Source organism: Asaia sp. Ae19-3, from assembly GCF_059801175.1.
This window is the reverse complement of the sequence record NZ_JBCHWF010000001.1, coordinates 483,816-505,028: the sequence shown is the minus strand read 5'-3', so window position 1 is coordinate 505,028 and position 21,213 is coordinate 483,816. Positions and strand designations below refer to the sequence as shown.

The window sequence follows — 21,213 nt, the reverse complement described above, 5'->3', positions numbered from 1 at the left end:
ACTCAGGATTTCGGCAGTGGTGCCATGAGTTCATGCAGCGCGTTGTAATGAGGCGGAAAGAGCGCGGCAATGAGATAGAGCGCCGCCACCGACACATTCATCAGCACAACCAGCCCAGCCGCCTTGCCACCGCTGATCTGCAAACCCTTGCGCGCAATGAACCAGCCGAGCCAGAGCTCGTAGAGCTCGACCCCCAGCATGATGACCCCCAGTGCGGCAGGGAGCGACCCGATACCTGGCAGGATGAGCTGGACGATCGTGAGCGCGAAAAGCGACACCACAACCGGCAGCCAGCCACACCAGAGAAGCGCCGTGGCATAGCGCGTCCAGAGCGAGTCACGTCCCCAGAACGCCGCAGCAAGCTGGGAAATCACCAGCCTTGTAAGTAGGGCCGCGATGAGAATGAGCACCTTCGTGACCTGCATCGCGTCAAAACGCTGCGTGAGCTGGGAAAGCCCCATCACCACAAAAAGCGCAACACTCGGTGCGAGAGCAGAAAGAAGTGCTTCGGGCGTGTTACGAAAGGCCTCGATACCCTGAGCATCGCCGCGGGCAAGCTGCAAGGTGCCGGTTATGATGCGCGAGGCGGCTCCTGCCGGGGTCTCGCCTGGGGGGATAGAGCCGCTTTTCACAATCCGAATGCCTCGAGATAATCACGATAGATCAGAACCAGCGCCTGCAGGTCGGCGATGGCGACGCATTCATCTGCCTTGTGCATGGTCGCGCCAACAAGGCCGAATTCGGCAACGGGGCAATACTGGGCAATGAAGCGCGCATCAGATGTGCCACCACCCGTATCGAGCCTGGGAACCTGACCCGTATGACGAAGCACGACCTCGGAGAGGGCTGCGACAGCCGCCCCTGGTTCGGTCAGAAACGCTTCACCGCTGATACTCGCCTCGACCTGCGCACGGGGTGCATGAGCCGACACGGTGTCACGGATCCACTGCACCAGATCATCGCCTCGATGCTCGGTGTTGAACCGGATATTGAGCAAGGCTGTGGCCTTGCCGGGTATGACATTTGTAGCCGTATTGCCCACATCGACGCTCACCACCTGCAGCGATGACGGCGCAAAATGGGCGTTGCCCTCATCGAGCACGCGAGCGGTCAAGTCGCTCAGGATCGGCAGCAGACGATGGACCGGATTATCGGCAAGATGCGGATAGGCAACATGCCCCTGTACGCCATCGATCGTGATCCAGGCATTGAGGCTGCCGCGACGGCCGATCTTGATGACGTCGCCAAGTCGATCGGGGTTGGTCGGTTCGCCAAGCAGACAGAAATCGGGGCGATGCCCGTTTTCCATCATCCAGGGGAGAACCTCTTTCGTACCGTGAAGGGCGGGCCCTTCTTCATCACCCGTAATCAGCAGGCTAACCGAGCCTTTGAGAGGCCGCTCGGCCTTGAGTAACGCCACGGCTGCCACGAAAGCGGCAATACCGCCCTTCATGTCAGCAATGCCACGGCCGTAAAGCTTTCCATCGGCGCACTGGGCCCCGAATGGATCATGCACCCAGCCGTCACCGGGCGGCACGACATCGGTATGGCCGGCAAAGCAGAGATGCGGCCCCTTGTCGCCCAGACGCGCAAAAAGATTGGGGGTCTGACTGCCGTCAGGCCCGCAATCGATACGGTCGGTGCTGAAACCGAGACCCGTCAGCGTGTCGGCAAGAAGGGCCATCGCCCCGTCATCGGCCGGCGTGACGGAACGACAGCCGATCAGTTGAGCGGCAAGGGCAACGACATCGAGAGACACGATCAGTCGCGCAGCAATTCGTTGATCGAGGTCTTGGAGCGTGTACGCTCATCGACACGCTTGACGATCACGGCACAGGCGAGATGCGGCGCGTCCGGCGTGCGGCCGGGAAGCGTGCCGGGCACGACCACGGAGTAGGCAGGAACGCGGCCCATGAAAATCTCGCCCGTTGCACGATCAACGATCTTGGTGGACGCGCCGATGAACACCCCCATCGAGAGCACCGACCCGCGCTCGACGACCACACCTTCGGCAACTTCCGAGCGTGCGCCGATGAAGCAGTCGTCCTCGATGATAACCGGCGCAGCCTGCAGGGGCTCGAGCACACCGCCGATACCGGCGCCGCCGCTGATATGCACGTTCTTGCCGATCTGCGCGCACGAACCGACGGTCGCCCAGGTATCAACCATGGTGCCGCTATCAACGCGTGCGCCCACATTGACAAAGCTCGGCATCAGCACCACGCCCGGCGCGATATAGGCAGAGCGACGCACGATAGCACCGGGGACTGCACGGAAGCCCGCTTCGGCAAAGCGAAACTGGTCCCAGCCATCGAATTTCAGCGGCACCTTGTCGAAGCCAGGAACACCACCGCAGGCGCGCTCGGCGACACGGCTGTCAGTAATACGGAAGGAAAGCAGAACAGCCTTTTTCAGCCATTCATGCACGACCCAGCCATTCTCACTCGGCTCTGCGACACGCAGCTTGCCTTCGTCGAGAGCCGTCAGTGCGTGCTCGATCGCTTCGCGCGCCTCGCCTTCCGTATGGGCGTTGAGCGTGTCACGACGCTCCCACAGAGAGTCGATCACGGTGCGCAGGTCGGAGACGGGCATCTTCAGGCGTCCTTTGGCGGGGTTACTCAAGTGAGCGGACCATGCTCAGGACGCATCAGGAAGTCAACGAATCTTGCGCCAAACAGGCGTTAAGGATGAATTAAATACCGATGGCTATACTCCCGGGCGAGTCAGGAAACGGGGCATTGCCCCAGGAACCTCTGTTATCGAGAGCGTCGCAGGCCTTGCCTCTCTACCCCCGGGATCATGCCAGATGAACGCATTTCTGTTGAACACCATGCGTTCGACGTTTTCTCCTTTCGCCCTCGGGGCGAGTGAAAGTACGATGCAAAAAGAAAGACAGGACTGGAAAAGGCGCGAAGCCGAATTACAGGCTGCGCTTCTTGAAACCCTGCGAGCCGCGATATCTGTTTCAGAGGGGCTGCGCATGGCTTTCGAGCAATTCTGCGTTCAGACAAAACCGGACCGTGGCATTCTCATGAGCGCCGGGGCACTTGTCATCCCTCCGCCGTCAGAGCCGCAATTACATATTCTGCATTCCTGGCCCCAGCAGGACCGGACACCACGAGAGTCGCTCGGCGGACAGCGAAGCTGCACCAATCTCTGCCTGCGCGCGATCACCGAGGTGCGGCATCAGGGTGAGATCGGCATTTTTGCCTATTATCCGCGTCGCTTTCCGGCGCGCGCTGCGGAAGCCTGTCGGCGTATACTCGCTACTCTGGTTCAGACGGCAGCTGCGATGATCGAAGTCGATCACCGTTACCGCGTTCTGATGCGCGCCCTGCCCTATGACCCTCTAACCCACCTACCCATCTGGTCCTTGTTTCGCGAGAAGGTGGAGCGTCGCTTTCCACGCCTTGATCGTGAGCGTCTTCCTGCCACATTGATGCTGGTCTGCTTCTCGGGCCTGCTGAACACGCCCGAAGGTCTGGTCAAGGCAGATGATGCCATCGAGCAAATTGCGCATGTGCGCGATGCCATCAGTTTCCTGCAGCGTGCCATCCGCCCGACCGATCTGATCGGGCAGTTGGACCGTGAGAGTTTCGTGCTCTGGCTCGATGGCGGGGATCGGTTTGCCTCGGTAGAGCGCGCTGATCTTATATGCAAGCGACGCTATATGTGCTCAGCCGGGGCCAATCCGCTGGTCTCGGTCAAGATCGGTCTCGTGACACGCGAACCGCATTCAACCGATACGCTGGATGTGTTTTTCGAGAGAGCGCGCCTCGCTCTCTCGATTGCCCATGAGGAAAAGGTTGATTGGTACTTTGCCCACGAGAATGCCTGATCAGGCCGCGCGGATAAGCGTGCCTGACCCCTTATGGGTGAAAAGCTCCAGCAGACAGGCATGGGGCACACGCCCGTCCAGAATCACCGCTGCGCTGGCGCCCGCCTTGACGGCGGCGAGGCAGGTCTCGACTTTCGGGATCATCCCGCCCGAGATCGAGCCATCGGCGATACGGCGCTGCGCCTCTTCGGCTGTCAGCTCGGGAATGAGCTTGCCGTTTTCGTCAAGCACCCCGGCCACATCCGTCAGCATCAGCAGACGAGATGCATTGACGCTGCCAGCAATCGCTCCTGCAGCCGTGTCTGCGTTGATATTATAAGTCTCACCCTTCTCGCCCACACCAACCGGTGCGATCACGGGGATGAGGCCAGACCCGAGCAGGGAATAAAGGACGCGCGGGTCGATCTTGGTCGGTTCGCCGACGAAGCCGAGATCCTGCACTTCTTCCTGCCCTGAGCGCGCATCGCGGCTGCGATGCATCAGCTTGCGCGCCTGCAGCAACCCGCCATCCTTGCCGGAAATGCCGACAGCCAGCGCCCCGGCGCGATTGATGAGATCGGCCACCTGCTTGTTGACACTGCCCGACAGCACCATCTCGATCACTTCAATGGCCGCCTGATCGGTCACGCGCAGCCCGTCAACGAAGCGGGACTCGATTTCAAGACGCTTGAGCATGGCGCTGATCTGCGGACCGCCGCCATGCACAACGATCGGGTTGATACCGACCAGCTTCAGCAGGGCAATGTCGCGACCGAACGCACTCGACAGATGATCCTTGCCCATTGCGTTGCCGCCGTATTTGACCACGATCGTGTCACCGGCATAACGACGCAGAAAAGGCAGGGCACTGGCAAGCAGGGCCGCCTGCTGCTGTCCCTCGTCATTCATGTCAGGGAGCGTGAACTCCGCTGCGTCCTTCTTCATCCCTGCTCCCCTTCCGACCCTGAGCCCGCACAGGAGCGGGCGATCTCGGCACGCAAAGTCTCGATGCCCAGTCCGGTTTCGCTACTGGTTATCACGATATGTGGATAGGCTGCCGCATGCTTGGCCAGCACGGCCTCGACCTCGGCAATCTTGGCCTTGAGCTTGTTCGGCCCCATGCCATCGGCCTTGGTCAGCACAACCTGGAAAAGCACGGCAGCGCGATCGAGCATCTCCATGACATCGCGATCGGCCTGTTTCAGCTCGATGCGGGCATCTAGCAGCAGAAAGACGCGCGTCAGGGTGGGACGCCCGCGGAGATAGGCAAACATCATCGTCTGCCATTCTTCCTTCACCGACTTGGCCGCCTTCGCGAAGCCGTAGCCCGGCATATCAACCAGAGCCAGCCTGCCGCCGAGATCGAAGAAATTCAGCTGCTTGGTACGGCCCGGCTCGGAAGACGCACGCGCCAGCCGGTTCCGCCCCGTCAGGGCATTGATCAGGCTGGACTTGCCGACATTGGAGCGCCCTGCAAAAGCCACTTCCGGTCCGGCGAGCGGAGGAAGCTGATCGAGCTTCTGGGCGCCAAAGAAGAATTCGCATTCCGCGGCGAAAAGCAGACGACCGTTTTCGATCTGCTCTTCGGTGAAAACGGTCGGGTCTTCTTTGCGGGTCACGACTTGCTGACGGCCTTGCCGCCCTTCTTTACCTTACTGTCGATCTGCACCTGGATGAGCTTCTGCTGTGCATAGCTGAGGATGTTGTTCCAGGTGTAGTAGATGACGATGCCTGCCGAGAGACGACCCAGGAAGATCGTATAGATGACCGGCATGAACTGCATGATCTTCTGCTGTGCCGGGTCCATGCTGACCATGCTCTGACGCTGCATCAGCCAGATGGTGATGCCGAACAGGATAGGCCAGATGCCGACATGCAGCATTTCGGGCATGAAGCTCGGGTTGAACGGCAGCAGGCCGAAAAGGTTGAAGATGGTCGTCGGATCGGGCGCCGAGAGATCGCGGATCCAGCCATAGAACGGGGCATGACGCATCTCGATGGTGATGTTCAGCACCTTGTAGAGGCAGAACGCAACCGGTGCCTGAACCAGAAGCGGCAGACAGCCCCCAGCCGGATTGACGCCCTCTTCCTTGTAAAGCGCCATGATCTGCTGGTTCTGGGCCAGCTGATCGCCCTTGTTATGCTCACGGATGGCTTGGATACGTGGCGAAAGCGTCCGCATGCGCGCCATCGAGGCGAAGGACTTGGTGGCGAGCGGGTAGAGGATCAGCTTGATGATCAACGTCATGATCAGCAGTGCGATGCCGAAATTGCCGACCTTGTCGTAGAGCCAGTGCAGCACATGGAACATCGGGCGCGTCAGGAACGCGAACCAGCCGAAATCCACTGCCTTGTAGAAATACGGAATATGCAGGTCATTCGTGTACTGGTCGAGGAGATTGACCTCCTTCGCGCCCGCAAAGACCATGCTGGTCGTCTGGACTGTCGAGCCTGGCGCAATCTGGATTGGCTGGCTGGACTGCGTGTCGACGATATACGACCCTTCCTTGGCATTCGGGACAAAGCGATAATGCACCGAAACCGCTGCCTTCTGGTCGGGGATGACCGCCGTAAGCCAGTATTTGTCGGTGATGCCTGCCCAGCCGCCCACACCATCGGCAGACCACGCCGAATTATCGGGCTTGGTCGCGCCCTTGCGCATGGTCTTGTAGGATTCCTCGTCCAGACGGTCATTCATGACCGAAAGCGGGCCTTCCTGCACGATCATGCCACCGGTCTCGAGCGGCTTGTAGTCACGCTCTACACGCTGGAACGGCGTCAGCGAAACAGGCGCACCGGCCTGATTCTGAACGCTCTGGGTGATGGCAAACAGATAGCGACGATCGAGTTTGATCTCAATCCTGAAAATCAGCCCCTGCCCGTTATCCCACTGCATGGTCACAGGATGATCGGGAGAGAGCGCCTTGTCGTCACTGTCCCAGTCGGTCGTGGCGTCCGGCAGACGCAGGGACGACCCTGCAGGTGCCTGCCAGCCCAGTTCGACAAAGCTCGGCTGCGGACCGTCGCCATTCTCAAGCAGACGCACTAGCGGCGAATTCTTGTCCAGTGTCTCACGATAATGCGTAAGCACCAGATTATCGAAACGAGCGCCGCGCAGGCTGAAAGACCCCGTAGCATCGGGCCCCTCAATCGCAATGCGACCGGCAGGGCCTGCAGCAGCAGCCGGGCCATTGGCCGGGGCCCCGCCTGGCACTGCCACGGGAAGAGCGGAGACCTTGCCGCCCGCTTCGGGCGTTGTGCCCTGGGCCTGCTGGGTTGTCTGGGTCTCGACGTCTTTCTTCGCGTGCTGAGGCACGAAATAATCGAAGCCGACCACAATCGCGGCCGAGAGACTGGTTGCCACGATGATGCGCTTGATATCCATCAGCCGAATACCGGTCTTTCCAATGAGAATGAAACGAATAACGAGGGAAGCAGGCCTAAGGCCGCGTCCGTAGCGGTTCAAGTGGCCGAATTCCGGTCACAAAACAATAGGCGCAAGGTGAATTCGGTATTTTATGCCCGTCAGGGCACAGGATCGATGCCCCCGCTGCAATAGGGATGACACCGAGACAGCCGTCTTGTCGTCAGCCAGAGGCCACGCAATACGCCGTGTCGACGCAGGGCTTCCTGGGCGTAGACGCTGCATGACGGGTAAAACCGGCAATTCGTGCCGAGCTGTGGGCTTATATAGCGGCGATAGACATGCAAAAGGGCCAGAAGACAGGAGAGAACCAGCTTTCTGCCCGATTCCATCACAGGGCCTGGCCCTTTTTCAGGGCATGTTCCAGATCGGCAACCAGCTTGCCGAAAGGACGACCTCTGGTCGAATCGCGTCCGATAAGGACAAGGTCGACTGCAGAGAGATCGTTCCCTGAGGCCACATGGCGCAACGCCGCCCGAAGGCGGCGGCGCGTACGGTTACGCACAACGGCGTTCCCGACTTTCTTGGTCACTGTAAATCCGACGCGGGCCGGTGCTTCTTCGTCTGTTTTCAAAACCTGAAGCACGAGCCCGGATGTGGCGACCTTGCGCCCCCGGCTGGCAACCCGAAGAAATTCGGGTCTTTTCCGAAGTTTTTGGGGCTGGCCTGCCAAGTCGGGAATCAGGCCGAGAGCTTCTTGCGGCCCTTGGCGCGACGGTTGTTGATGACGCGACGGCCACCGACGGTTTCCATACGGGCGCGGAAGCCGTGGCGACGCTTGCGGACGAGCTTGGACGGTTGGTAAGTACGCTTCATGGCGTCATTCCTCAAGGCAATGATTGACGGCGAAGCCGGTGAAGGCCCACCCTGACAAGAAGACGACACAAGGCTGACGCCATCTTCCTCTGTGCGCGGGCTTTTACGAGCCCAGAACAGCCCTGTCAATCAAATCAAGGAATCTGAGCATGACGCAGACAAGGGATTCATCAGGCGATGATGCAGAAAAGCGCCTCTCTACGCTTCGGCATGATCTGCGCAACGATCTTGCAACAGCCCTGCTCGCTGCAGACCTTCTCACGAACCATGCCGATGAGAGCGTTCAACGCCATGCCACAAGCATCGTGAACGCGCTGGAAAAAGCGACCGAGCGCCTGAAACGCTCCAGGAAAGCCGGTTAGCTGAAAGATCTGCCCGGCATCACAATGCCGGGCAGACCGGACAATCAGAACGTGTCTTTCTGAATGATCTCGATCTTGTAGCCATCGGGATCTTCAACGAATGCGATGATCGTCGTGCCGAACTTCACAGGCCCCGCCTCACGCGTTACCTTGCCGCCACCGGCACGGATCCGTTCGACAGTTGCCGCCGCATCGGGAACGCCGATGGCGAAGTGACCAAAACCATTCCCCAGGTCATAGGGCGTAGCCTGATCCCAGTTATAGGTAAGCTCGACCTCCGCTTCGCCGTGCGCATTGTCGTTGAAGCCGAGATAGACAAGCGTATAGCGCCCGTCAGGCACTTCCCGACGACGGATCTCGCGCATGCCGAGCATCTGGTAATAGGCCACGCTTTTATCGAGATCAAACACGCGGATCATGGTGTGCAAATAGGTTGCCATGGTTTTACTCCCGAAAAATAAGACTCAGCCTGCGCCCTGACTCTCGGCGCGGCTCAAGCCATAGAGAAACAGCTCCAACCTGTCGGCGGTTGCTTCGCATTCCACAGGATCGGTCAGCAGGGTGAAGCCTGTTTCAAAGGCAATGCCCCGCAACCCTGCCGCATGCGCATTGATAATGGTTCTGGGCCCGATCGTCGGCATATCCGCCCGCGCTTCCTGCCCGGGCTTGAGCATCTTGACCAGAACCCCACCCGGCCCGGGCTGCAACAAACGGGCTGCCCGCTCCAGCATCTGATCTGTGCCTTCTATCGCCTCGACAGCAAGGACAAGCCCGTCCTGCACGATGCAGCCCTGCCCGATATCGAGCGCACCGATCGCCCGCACGACCGCAATCCCTCTCTCTATATCGGCTCTGGCCTGCACATCGGGCTGGATGCGCCCGAGAGCGCCAACCCTGCCGAGAGACTGTGTCAGAAATTCATGCGCCCCACGGACGCGAAACCCTTCCTCACCAAAAATACGGACCAGCGCGCCCAGCAATCCGTCATCGCCGGAAAAAAGGGCCCGACCGACCCGCGCCAGCAACCTGGCGCCTTCGGCATCAGGGCGCAGATCACGCAGGGCAGGACGTCGCACCGGGCCGATAAGCACGATGTCGCCGCAATTGGCCTGACGTAGTGATGAGAGAATTTCGCCAGCCGCCGCGAGACGGATGATGCGATGGGGCCAGTGACGGATCTGGTCGAGATCGACGAAATCCTGAAACCCGATGATGAAAACGTCGCGACCCTGACGACGCGCTGATTCGGCAACCTGAAACGGTAGCGGCCCGCCACCCGCTAGAATGCCGACCGCGCTCCCCGTCACGCGCCCTCGGTTTCTGCCGAAAGCTGGGCCGGGCTCGCGGCTCGGACGAGACCGCGGCGGCTCTGCACTTCCATGAAGGCAATGATTTCCTGCACCCGGGCGCTTTCGGGAAAGTCACGCTTGACCGCAGCCAGACGTGACTCGAGTACGGCCTCGTTACGTCCCGTACGTGGGTAGAGAATGCGAAAGGCCCGGCGCATCTGCTGGATCTCTTCAGCACTGACACCCTGACGGCGGAGCCAGATCCAGTGCAGACCGACCAGACGTGCGCGATTGCCAAGCACGCTGCCATAGGGGATGACATCGGCCTCGACGCCACAAACACCCCCGACCAGCGCCCCGCGGCCGATGCGCACGAATTGATGAAGTGCCGCAGCGCCCATGATCCGTGCGCCATCGCCGATTTCGACATGACCACCCATGACGACATTATTGACGATGATCACGCCGTCACCGATGTCGCAATCATGCGCCACATGGGCATTGGCCATAATCAGACAATGAGACCCTACCCGTGTGAGAGCAGTTCCCTGTGCCGTGCCACGGTGAATGGTGACGTTCTCACGGATCACCGTATGAGCGCCGATGCTGCATCGTGTCGGCTCGCCGCGATATTTGAGGTCCTGCGGTGCGAGCCCGACCGTGACGAAAGGATAGATCTCGACCTGAGCGCCGATATCCGTCACGCCGTCGATGATGACGCTGGCATGAAGCCTGACGCCCTCACCGAGCGAAACCTCAGGACCGACAGAGCACCAGGGCCCGATAGTGACATTCTCGCCAAGGACCGCCTCAGGGGCGACAAGAGCGCTTGGATGAATGCTGACAGTGCTGGGCCATTTTGACACGGAACGATCCACGAAGCTGTTCTTAACCCATGATCATGGCGCTGAAGGTCGCCTCGGCAACCGACACACCATCGACGCGTGCAACGCCCTTGAAACGCCAGACATTGGCGCGGGCACGCTCCTTGACGACCGTGATATGCAGCTGGTCACCAGGGCCAACAGGACGGCGGAACTTCGCGCCCTCGATGGTCATGAAATAGACCAGCTTGCCTTCGAACGCGTCACCCAGCGTCAGCACCACCAGCGTTGCTGCGGTCTGGGCCATGGCCTCGACAATCAGCACGCCCGGCATGACCGGCTGCGCGGGGAAATGCCCCGTGAAGAACGGCTCGTTGATGGTGACATTCTTGATGCCGGTCGCCGACTCACCGAGCTTGATATCGACCATCTTGTCGATCATCAGGAAAGGATAGCGATGCGGAATGGCCGACATGATGCGCATGATATCGATTGTCTCGATATCGACTGCTGTGGTCTCGGCCGTCACTTCCTTGTTCTTCTCTTTCGCAGAGGCGTCCAATGTTCTGCTCACTTCTTGTTCCTGAACGAAACGGATATGCCGCAGCGTTCATCCGTCACAAACATGACGGCAGGTTTAACGTGTCGGCCTGCTTCTAGCAAAACTCTGTCTTCGTGGCCACAGGCAGGCATGCAAGGCTCATGCCTCGCTCTTGCCGTCCTTCTTCGCCAGACGACGGAGGAAGGCCACATTGCGGAAGAACTCCCGGAAAGGCATGGCCGGGCTGCCGATCACATCGGCACCCGCCTCGACATCGGACATCACGCCGCATTGCGCGCCAACACGAGCCTTGTCACCGATCTTGATATGGCCGATGAGCCCCGCCTGAGCGGCAATGGTGACGAAATCGCCAAGCTCGGTCGAGCCGGAAATTCCTGCCTGCGACACGACAATGCAGCAGCGCCCGAGCTGGGCATTATGACCGATCTGCACCAGATTATCGATCCGCGTGCCCGCCCCGATGATGGTGTCACGCATTGAGCCACGGTCGATGGTCGAGTTGGCGCCGATCTCGACATCATGACCCAGCACAACGCGACCAAGCTGCGGCACCGTTTCAAAACCGGCTGGCCCCACGGCAAAACCGAACCCGTCCTGACCGATGCGGGCACCGGGATAAAGTGTCACACGATCACCGAGTATCGCATGAGATAACGAGACATGCGCACCGATGCGGTTATGTGCACCAATCACGACACCGTCGCCGATTGCGGCATGGGCCGCAATGACACTATCTGCGCCGATCTCCGCATTAGCCCCAATGGTGACAAAAGGACCGATTTCGACCCCCTCACCCAGCCTGGCCGTCTCGTCGACCAGCGCGGTGGGATGCACACTTGGGCGGGACGGTGTGACAGGGTGAAACTGCGCAGCAATACGCGCCCAGGCAAGATAAGGCGCCTTGCTGACAAGACCGATCACACCGGGAGGCAGCTTGTCCTTGAAAGCCGGCCCCAGAATGACTGCGCCGGCCTTCGTCTCTGCCAGAAGGGGCAGATACCGTCGGTTATCCAGAAAGCTGATTTCCTGGCTGGTCGCTGCCTGAAGAGGCGCCACACCACGCAGCGTGATCTCGCCTGCCCCCTCCTGACCGACGATCTCGGCTTCCGCACAGGCAGCGAGCGCGTCGATAGAAAATGGTCCCTGACGATCGAAAAAACGCGGATCGCCAGGAAGAGCATCGGGCAAAGAGAGCGTCATGGCAGATCAGTGCTTCCGGAGGATCGAGGCAGGCGCGGCAGGAGCCTGTGGCGCGGCTGCATCGGCAGCGGGCCCGGGACCAACCTGCGAGTTTGTGTCCTCATCGGCGGTGGTCGGCATCTTGCCAGACTTGGCAAGTACTTCCGGATCAACATCTTCAGCAGGAATGAAGACGTGCGGCAGGATCTTGTTCAGAACCTTGGCGGTCTCTTCGGTGATGTCCTGACCATCAACATGCAGGGCAACCTGCTCGCTGTGCAAAACGAGGTTCATGCTGTGCGAGGCTGCAACCTGACGCACGATGCGTACAAGTTCGCGCTCGATCTGGTTGAGCGACACATTGGCCGCTTCCTGAATGATGCGAGCGCGATTTGCGAAATCACGCTGTGCCTTAGCGCGGCGTTCCTGCAGATGACGCTCGCGCAGCTGGATCTGGTCCGAAGTCAGCGTGCGGGCGCTTTCCTGCAGCTTCTGCTGTTCGACACGCCAGCCTGCCTGCTCCTTCTGGGCCGCTGCTGCCAGCTTGTCACGGCGCTCACCCAAAACGCGCTGAGCCTCGGCAGCCGCACTGGAGAGACGCATCACCGTCGGGATGCTGATCACACCAAGCAACGCTGCCGGTGGAGGCGCGGCCTTGGGCAGATCTGGCGAGTCAGGGATCGGCGGCTGCGGCAGGACAGGCGGAGCCTCCGGCTGCTGCATGGGCTCATCGCCATCCTGCTGCGGCATTGGCTGGGCGACGGGCACACGACGCACGGCATGCGGTGCCGGAGCCTGGGCGGGCTGCGCCGTTTTGGGAACGAACCAGCCACCATTACCGGAAGAGGACTGCGCGGACTGGGCCTGAGCCAGGCTCGGAAGGCTGACGGAAGCGAGCAGTGCCGAAGCAGCCATGAAACGGGCTGCCGAGAAAAAGGACATGGAAACCTCTGTTCAAAACCGTCGGGCCAGAATGCTTGCGAGAGACTATGACCCGACCGGATTAGGCTGCGTTCAGAATTGCTGTCCGAAACCGAAACGGAGCGGATAGAGACGGTCATTACGCGATTTGCGGATAGGCACGGCGCCGTCGATATTGACGAGGCCGAATGGGCTCTTCCAGGAAATACCAAGACCCGTAGTGACACGGGGAACAAGCGTATTACCCGTAACCGGCGTATATCGCGATCCATCCTGCGCGGCGTTGGTGTAAAGATGCTTCACACGCAAACCGTCAAGACTACCGGCATCGACGAAGTATCGACCGGAAATACCGACATCGTCGCCCATAGGCAGCGGGAAATTAAGCTGCGCTGAAGCGGTATAGATGAAACGGCCACCGATAAGATCTTCCTGACCCGGCAAAGGCGTAGACGAGTTAAGATGGCCGGAACGGGGGCCCGCACCACCCTGCAAGAAGCCGCGCAGGTTTTCACCACCGAGATAGAAATTGTCGATGATGCTGACATTGCTGTTCTTGGACCAGTCGCCCATATAGCCGGCGCCGCCCTTGAACTGCAGACCCCAGTCGTGATTGCCTGTGATTGAGTCCAGCGGCACGTAATACTGAGCGTCAACCTTGGCGCGCAGATATTTCACATTGCCGCCGAGGCCGGCGAAGTCTCCGCTTACGTTGATGACGAAACCCTTGCGCGGACGCATGCGGTTGTCGCGACGATCATAGGTCAGCGTGGTGCTCAACTGGGAAAGAAGCGACCAGCCAGCGGAGTCTTGCACATAATAGGACGGGACATACTGATAACCGTAAGTGTCAATGTCGCTCTGGCTAAAGATATTGCCGACGTGACGATCAATCAGCGAGTAGCTCCAGGACTGCGACAGATAGTTATTATACGAATACCCCATGCGCAGCGTAGCACCATACCGCCCTTCCTTATAGGACTGGTAGGTCTGGTAGTTGTTTTCGATACCGAAGATATCGATACCTGCCACGATGTTGCGGTTCAGGAAGTAGGGATCGGTCAAAGAGAGATCGACCTGCTTCTGATAATACGCCACTGTTCCGGAGATACCGGCATCCATACCCGTGCCGAGTAGATTATGCTGCTTGACCGAGCCGTTACCCAGAATACCGACGTCGGTCGAATAACCACCACCAAGCGAGAATTCGCCCGTTGGCTTTTCGACCACATTGGCTGCCACGTTGACCTTGTCGGGGGCTGAGCCCTGCGTCTGGTCGACAGAGACCGTGCTGAAATAACCGAGATCCTGCAATGCGGCCTTCGAATATTTACGATCAAACGGGGTGTATGGGTCGCCCTCTGCCATAGGCAGCGCACGACGGATAACCTTGTCCTTGGTTACCGTGTTGCCATTGATGTCGATGCGCTCAACATAGACATGCGGCCCTTCATTCACGTCGAAGAGCAGATCGACGATATGCTTCTCGGGGTTACGCGCAATCTCGGAGCGCACCATGGCGAAGGGGTGTCCGGTTGCCTGCAGGCGCTCCTGCATGCCCGTCACGTTGTTCTGGATCGCTGTGCCGTCGTACCATTGGTGCGGGAACAGGTCGATATACTTCTTCAGATCCTTGGACTCGACGTGACGCAGGCTCGAGCGCACATCCATCTTGCCGATACGATAGCGCGGGCCTTCGTCGAGCGTGAAGGTAATGATGAAGTTCTTGCGATCAGGTGACAATTCACCCGTCGCATTGATCATGTGAAAATCCACATACCCGTTATGCAGGTAGAAACGACGCAGCAACTCGGCGTCGTACTTGATACGCTCCGGGTTGTATTCGTCAGATGACGAGAAGAAACGATACCATTCCGTCTCCTTCGACGAGACGACTGAGGCGAGACGCGCTTCGTTGAAAGCCTTGTTTCCGACGAAGACAATCTTGTTGATCAGGGTCTGACGCGCTTCGTTGATCTTGAAGATCACATCGACACGATTATGCGACAACTTGATGATCTGCGGCGTTACGGTTGCGCCGAAACGGGCCTTGGACGCATAAAGATCAAGCAGTTTCTGGCGATCTGCGGCGGCGGCCTGAGACGAGAACACGGCACGAGGACGCATGCTGATCTCCTTGCGAAGATCCTCGTCCTTGACCGCGTGATTGCCTTCGAAGGCGATGCGGTTGACGATCGGGTTCTCGACCAGATCCACAATCAATGTGCCGCCGGAGCGACGCATGGTGACGTCCTTGAACAGGCCGGTCGCGTAGAGCGTCTTCAGCGAACGATCGAGGTCGTCCTGGTTGAAATGGTTACCAGGCTGCACCACCATATAGGAAAGGATGGTGCTGGTTTCGATGCGCGTATTGCCCTTCACATCGATCGCTTCGATCACTTGCCCATCGGCAGGGCGCTGATGCGCGCCATGATGCGAGGGGGCACGACGGGTCTTCTGAGCCTCGGCTGTGCCTGCCCATATCGGGAGCATGCAAACAGACGCAAGGAGAACGAGACGTTTACCTGACAAGACGGACGTTCCTTAACTTCATCAACCCAGCGTGAAGGTTTATTTCAGACAATTTAACTTTACGCAACGAAGCCGGAACCGTCGACCGCGTTTGTTCAAATCGGACGTATCCGACTTATGCCCTGCGAGGCAAGCACCCCACCACATGAAGTGTCGTAACACTCTGTGTCAGTTCGCATAGCGCTTGACTTATCCTAATGGAAGAGGCCCAGATTCGACAGATCGTTGAATGTCGAAAACAGGAACAACGCCGCAATAATCGCAAAACCAGCCTGATAGCTGACTTCCTGAACGCGGCGTGACACCGGCTTTCCACGCACAGCTTCCGCCACGTAAAACATCAATCTGCCGCCATCGAGCAATGGAATCGGAAAGAGATTGATCAGGCCGAGATTGATCGAAAGCAGCGCCATGAAAGACAGGATGCTGGCAAAGCCGTAATGGGCGACCTGCCCTGAGAGCTGGGCGATACGGATCGTGCCTCCAAGCTCCTTCGGGCTACGATGGCCGGAGAGGATCTGCCATACGCCCTGCAATGTCTGCACCGAGACATGCCAGGTTTCCTGCAGCCCCGCCCCCACGGCCTTGCCAAAAGACATTGGCTTGCCTGGAACGAGCTCAGCGAAGACGCCAATGCTGCCAGTATCGGCGGCGCCCTTCTTGCCCGGAACACGATCGAGCGTGATCGGTACGTTCAGTTTCTGGTCACCGCGCGTGATGCCCAGAGTGGTCTGCACGCCAGGCATGGCAACGGCGTGTGCCTGGATGTCGGCGAAATTGAACACATCGAGCGTACCAAGACGCGTGATGATATCGCCCTTCTGCAGCCCGGCGCGTTCGGCAGCGCTATGCGGCACAACCTGCGCGATCTCGTTCTTGAGTTCCGGCTTGCCTACCGAGACATACAGCACGGTAAAGAGCAGGATCGCGAAGATGAAATTGAAAACCGGTCCCATGACAATGACCAGCATGCGGGAGCCGACAGGCTTGTCATGAAAGGTCTGCCCCGGAACCCAGGCCGCTTTCTGCTCGGGCGTGGCGTCTTCAGGGTCCTCGAAACCATGCGGCTTGACGAAGCCCCCAAGAGGGATGGCCGAGATACGCCACTCCGTGCCGGTACGATCGCGCCAGCGGTAAAGCGCCGGGCCGAAACCGATGGAAAAAGTGTCCACCTTCACACCACGCCAGCGTGCCGCAAGATAGTGACCCATTTCATGCACGAAAACGAGCACACCCAGAATCAAGGCGAAGGCCAGAATCGTTACCGCAAACTCATGCATGGAGAGACACCGCGCTATTGAGAGAGTTGCTGCGCTCACGCGAAACAAAGATTTCTGCAACGCGACGCGCTTCCGCATCCCAATGCAGCACATCGTCAAGCGTATCGAGCTTCGGCGCGCCAAGCGTCTCCATGGCATAGGCAATGGTATCGCCAATGCCCAGAAAGCCGATACGACGGTTCAGAAACGCCTCGACAGCAATCTCATTGGCTGCCGAGAAAATTGTCGGCGAGGCAGATCCTGCGACGAGTGCCTCACGCGCCAGACGCAGCGCGGGGAACCGAACCTCGTCGGGCGCTTCGAAATCGAGGCGCGCGAGTGCTGCGAGGTCCAGACGCGGGGCATTGGTCTGCATGCGATCCGGCCATGCCAGCGTATTGGCGATCGGCACGCGCATATCAGGCGCGCCGAGCTGGGCGATCAGACTGCCATCGCGGAACTGCACCAGACCATGCACCGCAGATTGCGGATGCACCAGCACGTCGATCTGCTCGTTGCTCAAACCGAAAATACGCGCGGCCTCGATGACCTCAAGTCCTTTATTGGCCATGGAGGCCGAATCGATGGTGATCTTGGCGCCCATGCTCCATGTCGGATGCTTGAGTGCGTGTTCCGGTGTTGCCTCACGCATGGTCTCAAGTGACGCGCAACGGAATGGACCGCCCGATGCCGTGAGAATGATTTTCTCGATGCTCTCGATCGGGCTGCCCGTCAGGCTCTGGAAGATAGCGTTATGCTCGGAATCAACCGGAAGCAGGGTCGCCTTCGCCGTAGCAACCTCGCGCAGCATGACATCACCCGCGCTGACCAGAGCCTCCTTGTTCGCCAGGGCGATGGAATGACCATTGCGGGTCGCGGCCAGGGTGGGCTCCAGCCCGGCTGCTCCGGTTATGGCGGCCATCGTCCAGTCAGCTTCCATGGCTGCGGCTTCGATGACCGCCTGACGCCCGGCTGCAACTTTCACGCCGCTCCCCTGCAATCTGCCACGCAGATCATCGAGCAGCGTCTCGTCATTAATCACCGCGATTTCTGCATGAAGGGCACGGGCCTGCTCTGCGAGCAGGGCCACATTGCGGCCACCCACAAGCGCACGAACCTGAAAACGCTCCGGCTCGGCCAGCAGAAGATCGATTGTAGAGCAGCCGATGCTGCCGGTGCTACCCAGAACGGTAACGCTGCGCGGTGAGGAGGTCATGATCTCAGGATACTCCAGATCAATGCGAGAAAGCAGAGAAAGACGGAAAGAACGGATGCAGAAGGGCGCCCAGGATATCGACTGGAAGAGCGGTCCAGAAAACCTGCCCTGGCACGGCAAGAGAAACCAGAGCGGCCAAAGGTGCCGCCGCTAGAAGCCCGTCAAAGCGGTCCAGAAGCCCCCCATGGCCGGGAATGAGCCAGCCGGAATCCTTGATGCCGACACGACGCTTGGCAGCGCTCTCGGCAAGATCGCCGCATTGCGCAGCGCAGCCAAGGATCATTCCCCAGACTGCCCCGCCAGCAAGACCGCCCTGCCCCGAGCAACCGGCAACTGCCAGCCCTGCCAGCCCTGCCGCCACAAGCCCGCCTGCCGCGCCGGAGCGTGTCTTGCCTGGCGAAATGCTCGGGGCCAGTTTTGGCCCACCGATAATGCGCCCGGCCATGTAGGCCCCGCTATCGCTGGCAATCACGACAAGAATGATAAAGAGTACGGGCAGGGCACCCGTACCGGGCTGCTCACGCAACCACAGCAGAGACAACCCGCCAAGACTGGCAACAGCAACGCACGCCCATTGGGCAGCGCCGAAAATCGCGGCAGAGAGCGCTAGCCCAAGAGCGGCGCGCCACTCGCCCTTCATGGCTAGCAGCAATCCAAGGGGCGGCCAGAGCAGAAGCAGAGCGCCTCGCCAATTGCGCGCACCTTTCTGCCAGCTCAGCCCGGCCATTGCCGCGCCCTCATAGACGAGGCCGATACTCACGAGCAGGATCATGAGGCGATAGGCGCTGCCGCCTGCCCAGATACACAAAAGCGCAACAGGAACGATCACGCTTGCGGAAATCAGGCGCAGGCGCAGATCGGACCAGCGCGGATTGGCGCTGCTGGATGTCACAATACGGGATCCGGCTGCAGACGCCTGCCGAACCGGCGCTCACGTCCAGCGAAATCGGTCAAAAGCGCTGCGAAATGGGTCTCATCAAAATCCGGCCACATCACGTCGAGAAAAGACAATTCGGCGTAGGCCGATTCCCAGAGCAGAAAATTGGAGAGGCGCCGCTCGCCACTGGTGCGCACAATGAGATCTGGGTCAGGAAAGGTCGATGTCTGCAGGTGATCCCTGAAATCCTGCTCTGTAAGCGATGCGGGATCGATTTCCCCCCGGACCGAGGCCAGCGCAAGACGCTGCGCCGCAGCAAGCATGTCATGCCGGGCGCCGTAGGAAAGCGCCAGAATGAGTGTCAGGCGCCCATTGCGGGCGGTAAGATTTCTGGCGCGCTCAATCTCCGCCCGCAGCCCGGCATCGAACCGGGACAGATCGCCGATGAATTCGAGCCGGACATTCTGCTCATGCAACTCGGCAACCTTATGGCGCAGATAGAACCTCAGCAGGGAGGTCAGGTCAGAGACCTCTTCTGTCGTCCGCTGCCAGTTCTCGGAAGAAAACGCGTAAAGCGTCAGATAGCGTACACCCGAGAGGATGGCGGCCTTCACGCAACGTTTGACGGCTTCAGCCCCAGCACGATGGCCAGCCATCACCGGCTTGCCACGTGCGCGTGCCCAGCGCCCGTTGCCATCCATGATGACAGCAACGTGACGCGGCACAATGCCGGGCGCAGGGTCCGCTGCTGCGGCAGGAAGGGTGCGTGAGGAGGACACGGCGCCTGGTCAGACTTGCTTGATTTCGCGTTCCTTGTCCGCGAGCATGTCATCGACCTTCTTGACGTATTGATCCGTCAGCTTCTGCACGCCATCGGACCAGACCTTCATGTCATCCTGGCTGATTTCGCTTTTTTTCTCATGGGTCTTGATCTGATCCATGCCATCGCGGCGCACGTTACGCACGGCGATCTTGCCGTTCTCGGCATAACGACCGGCAGCGCGCGCCAGCTCATTACGACGCTCTTCGGTCAGCTGGGGAATCGGCACACGTACCGTCTGCCCGTCTGCCGCAGGGTTGAGGCCCAGACCGGAATCACGAATGGCGCGCTCAACGGCACCAACGAGCCCGCGATCCCAGACCGACACCGTCAGCATACGGGCTTCGGGAACCGCAATCGACCCGACCTGAGACAGCGGCACATCGCTGCCATAGGCCTCGACACGAACCGGCTCGAGCAGGTTCGGGCTCGCACGGCCCGAACGCAGACCGGACAGGTCGCGGCGCAGGCTTTCCATGGCGCCATCCATACGGCGGGTCAGATCTTCGAGCAGGTCGTTCAGCTCAGCAGGCATTGTTCTCTCCTTTACGGATATTCAAAAGGGGGGCGTCTGATGGCGCCCAGTTCAAGCCGTTTCGATAATCCGGGTGAAACGCCCTTCGCCGCGCATCACGCTGGCAAAGGCTCCCGGTGCATGAATATTGAATACGATAATTGGCAGACGATTCTCGCGAGCGAGCGAAATGGCCGTCGCATCCATCACGCTCAGATCGCGCGAGAGCACATCCATATAGGACAGTTCATCATAGCGCTCGGCATCGGGCACGCGGCGCGGATCGGCAGAATAGACGCCATCGACCTGGGTGCCCTTGAGCAAGACGTCGCATTCCATCTCGTTGGCACGCAACGCTGCCGCCGTGTCTGTTGTGAAGAACGGATTGCCGGTTCCGGCTGCAAAGATGACCACGCGCCCCTTTTCCATATGGCGCACGGCACGACGACGGATATAGGGCTCGGCGATCGAGGACATCTGAATGGCCGACATGACGCGCGTATCGATCCCGGCTTTTTCGAGCGCGTTCTGCATCATCAATGCATTGATGACCGTCGCCAGCATGCCGGCATAGTCGCCCTGGGCACGATCCATGCCCTTGGCCGCCGCTGCGACACCGCGGAAGATATTGCCGCCGCCGATAACAAGACAGACCTGCACGCCACTACGCGAGACCAGGGCAACATCATTCGCGATCTCTTCGACGATCTGCGGCTCGATGCCGAAAGAGCCCTTGCCCATGAGGGCCTCGCCCGAAACCTTGAGAAGAACGCGCTTGTAGCGTGCAGGAGTTTCGGTCAT

General features: G+C 59.6%; 24 protein-coding genes. 2 read left to right on the top strand and 22 right to left on the bottom strand.

Annotated features, from left to right (window positions below):
• Window positions 1-2: 2 nt before the first annotated feature.
• The 3 genes from AAID99_RS02155 to dapD are packed head-to-tail and all read right to left on the bottom strand — an operon-like array spanning window position 3 to window position 2,592.
• Window positions 3-632 (bottom strand): hypothetical protein, encoded by a 630-nt coding sequence (locus AAID99_RS02155; RefSeq protein WP_498492992.1) that lies wholly within the window; start codon window positions 630-632, stop codon window positions 3-5.
• Window positions 629-1,759 carry a succinyl-diaminopimelate desuccinylase gene (gene dapE / locus AAID99_RS02150; protein WP_498492990.1) on the bottom strand — a complete coding sequence of 377 codons (1,131 nt, stop codon included), beginning with the start codon at window positions 1,757-1,759 and terminating at the stop codon, window positions 629-631. The genes AAID99_RS02155 and dapE overlap by 4 nt, the downstream gene beginning before the upstream one ends.
• 2 nt (window positions 1,760-1,761) lie before the next feature.
• Window positions 1,762-2,592 carry a 2,3,4,5-tetrahydropyridine-2,6-dicarboxylate N-succinyltransferase gene (gene dapD / locus AAID99_RS02145; RefSeq protein WP_188425133.1) on the bottom strand — a complete coding sequence of 277 codons (831 nt, stop codon included), beginning with the start codon at window positions 2,590-2,592 and terminating at the stop codon, window positions 1,762-1,764.
• A gap of 286 nt (window positions 2,593-2,878) precedes the next feature.
• On the opposite strand from dapD, the gene AAID99_RS02140 reads away from it, so the two are divergent.
• The gene (locus tag AAID99_RS02140; RefSeq protein WP_498492987.1) at window positions 2,879-3,838 is read left to right on the top strand and encodes a GGDEF domain-containing protein; all 960 of its coding nucleotides are present in this window, start codon (window positions 2,879-2,881) and stop codon (window positions 3,836-3,838) included.
• Here the strand turns inward: AAID99_RS02140 and argB are convergent, their stop codons facing one another.
• The 6 genes from argB to rpmH form a co-directional block, all read right to left on the bottom strand.
• Window positions 3,839-4,762, bottom strand: a complete 924-nt coding sequence (gene argB, locus AAID99_RS02135) for an acetylglutamate kinase (protein ID WP_229719484.1) — start codon at window positions 4,760-4,762, stop codon at window positions 3,839-3,841. It abuts the gene before it with no gap.
• Window positions 4,759-5,436: a ribosome biogenesis GTP-binding protein YihA/YsxC gene (yihA, locus tag AAID99_RS02130; RefSeq protein ID WP_332361921.1), complete on the bottom strand. Its 678-nt coding sequence runs from the start codon at window positions 5,434-5,436 to the stop codon at window positions 4,759-4,761. The genes argB and yihA overlap by 4 nt, the downstream gene beginning before the upstream one ends.
• Window positions 5,433-7,202, bottom strand: coding sequence for a membrane protein insertase YidC (gene yidC, locus AAID99_RS02125; protein WP_188425130.1), 1,770 nt, complete (start codon window positions 7,200-7,202; stop codon window positions 5,433-5,435). The genes yihA and yidC overlap by 4 nt, the downstream gene beginning before the upstream one ends.
• A 140-nt stretch (window positions 7,203-7,342) precedes the next feature.
• Window positions 7,343-7,573, bottom strand: a complete 231-nt coding sequence (gene yidD / locus AAID99_RS02120) for a membrane protein insertion efficiency factor YidD (protein ID WP_229719483.1) — start codon at window positions 7,571-7,573, stop codon at window positions 7,343-7,345.
• Window positions 7,573-7,914: a ribonuclease P protein component gene (rnpA, locus tag AAID99_RS02115; protein WP_188425129.1), complete on the bottom strand. Its 342-nt coding sequence runs from the start codon at window positions 7,912-7,914 to the stop codon at window positions 7,573-7,575. The genes yidD and rnpA overlap by 1 nt, the downstream gene beginning before the upstream one ends.
• 8 nt (window positions 7,915-7,922) lie before the next feature.
• Complete coding sequence (gene rpmH / locus AAID99_RS02110; RefSeq protein ID WP_023978518.1) at window positions 7,923-8,057, bottom strand: 50S ribosomal protein L34; 135 nt, start codon at window positions 8,055-8,057, stop codon at window positions 7,923-7,925.
• 149 nt (window positions 8,058-8,206) lie between these two features.
• On the opposite strand from rpmH, the gene AAID99_RS02105 reads away from it, so the two are divergent.
• Window positions 8,207-8,419 (top strand): hypothetical protein, encoded by a 213-nt coding sequence (locus AAID99_RS02105; RefSeq protein WP_188425128.1) that lies wholly within the window; start codon window positions 8,207-8,209, stop codon window positions 8,417-8,419.
• A 44-nt stretch (window positions 8,420-8,463) separates the two neighbouring features.
• Here the strand turns inward: AAID99_RS02105 and gloA are convergent, their stop codons facing one another.
• From gloA to pyrH, 13 genes are all read right to left on the bottom strand, one after another.
• On the bottom strand, window positions 8,464-8,859 hold the full coding sequence (gene gloA, locus AAID99_RS02100; RefSeq protein ID WP_188425127.1) for a lactoylglutathione lyase: 396 nt from the start codon (window positions 8,857-8,859) through the stop codon (window positions 8,464-8,466).
• Window positions 8,860-8,883: 24 nt separating this feature from the next.
• Window positions 8,884-9,726: an LpxI family protein gene (locus AAID99_RS02095; protein ID WP_188425126.1), complete on the bottom strand. Its 843-nt coding sequence runs from the start codon at window positions 9,724-9,726 to the stop codon at window positions 8,884-8,886.
• Window positions 9,723-10,574 (bottom strand): acyl-ACP--UDP-N-acetylglucosamine O-acyltransferase, encoded by an 852-nt coding sequence (gene lpxA / locus AAID99_RS02090; RefSeq protein WP_188425125.1) that lies wholly within the window; start codon window positions 10,572-10,574, stop codon window positions 9,723-9,725. The genes AAID99_RS02095 and lpxA overlap by 4 nt, the downstream gene beginning before the upstream one ends.
• Window positions 10,575-10,596: 22 nt before the next feature.
• Entirely contained in the window at window positions 10,597-11,016 is a 420-nt protein-coding gene (gene fabZ / locus AAID99_RS02085; RefSeq protein ID WP_025841234.1) for a 3-hydroxyacyl-ACP dehydratase FabZ, read from the bottom strand.
• A gap of 216 nt (window positions 11,017-11,232) precedes the next feature.
• Complete coding sequence (gene lpxD, locus AAID99_RS02080) at window positions 11,233-12,294, bottom strand: UDP-3-O-(3-hydroxymyristoyl)glucosamine N-acyltransferase (protein ID WP_188425124.1); 1,062 nt, start codon at window positions 12,292-12,294, stop codon at window positions 11,233-11,235.
• 6 nt (window positions 12,295-12,300) lie between these two features.
• Complete coding sequence (locus AAID99_RS02075; protein ID WP_188425123.1) at window positions 12,301-13,215, bottom strand: OmpH/Skp family outer membrane protein; 915 nt, start codon at window positions 13,213-13,215, stop codon at window positions 12,301-12,303.
• A 72-nt stretch (window positions 13,216-13,287) separates the two neighbouring features.
• On the bottom strand, window positions 13,288-15,687 hold the full coding sequence (gene bamA / locus AAID99_RS02070; RefSeq protein WP_498494245.1) for an outer membrane protein assembly factor BamA: 2,400 nt from the start codon (window positions 15,685-15,687) through the stop codon (window positions 13,288-13,290).
• A 233-nt stretch (window positions 15,688-15,920) separates the two neighbouring features.
• Entirely contained in the window at window positions 15,921-17,006 is a 1,086-nt protein-coding gene (gene rseP, locus AAID99_RS02065) for an RIP metalloprotease RseP (protein WP_188425122.1), read from the bottom strand.
• A complete protein-coding gene (dxr, locus tag AAID99_RS02060) occupies window positions 16,999-18,201 on the bottom strand; it encodes a 1-deoxy-D-xylulose-5-phosphate reductoisomerase (RefSeq protein WP_188425121.1) in 1,203 nt (400 codons plus the stop codon). Before dxr ends, rseP begins: the two co-directional genes overlap by 8 nt.
• A 19-nt stretch (window positions 18,202-18,220) precedes the next feature.
• Window positions 18,221-19,096, bottom strand: a complete 876-nt coding sequence (locus AAID99_RS02055; RefSeq protein ID WP_371869821.1) for a phosphatidate cytidylyltransferase — start codon at window positions 19,094-19,096, stop codon at window positions 18,221-18,223.
• The gene (gene uppS / locus AAID99_RS02050; protein WP_188425395.1) at window positions 19,090-19,779 is read right to left on the bottom strand and encodes a polyprenyl diphosphate synthase; all 690 of its coding nucleotides are present in this window, start codon (window positions 19,777-19,779) and stop codon (window positions 19,090-19,092) included. Before uppS ends, AAID99_RS02055 begins: the two co-directional genes overlap by 7 nt.
• Window positions 19,780-19,866: 87 nt before the next feature.
• A complete protein-coding gene (frr, locus tag AAID99_RS02045; RefSeq protein ID WP_188425119.1) occupies window positions 19,867-20,433 on the bottom strand; it encodes a ribosome recycling factor in 567 nt (188 codons plus the stop codon).
• Between the two features lie 51 nt (window positions 20,434-20,484).
• Window positions 20,485-21,213 carry a UMP kinase gene (gene pyrH / locus AAID99_RS02040; protein WP_188425118.1) on the bottom strand — a complete coding sequence of 243 codons (729 nt, stop codon included), beginning with the start codon at window positions 21,211-21,213 and terminating at the stop codon, window positions 20,485-20,487.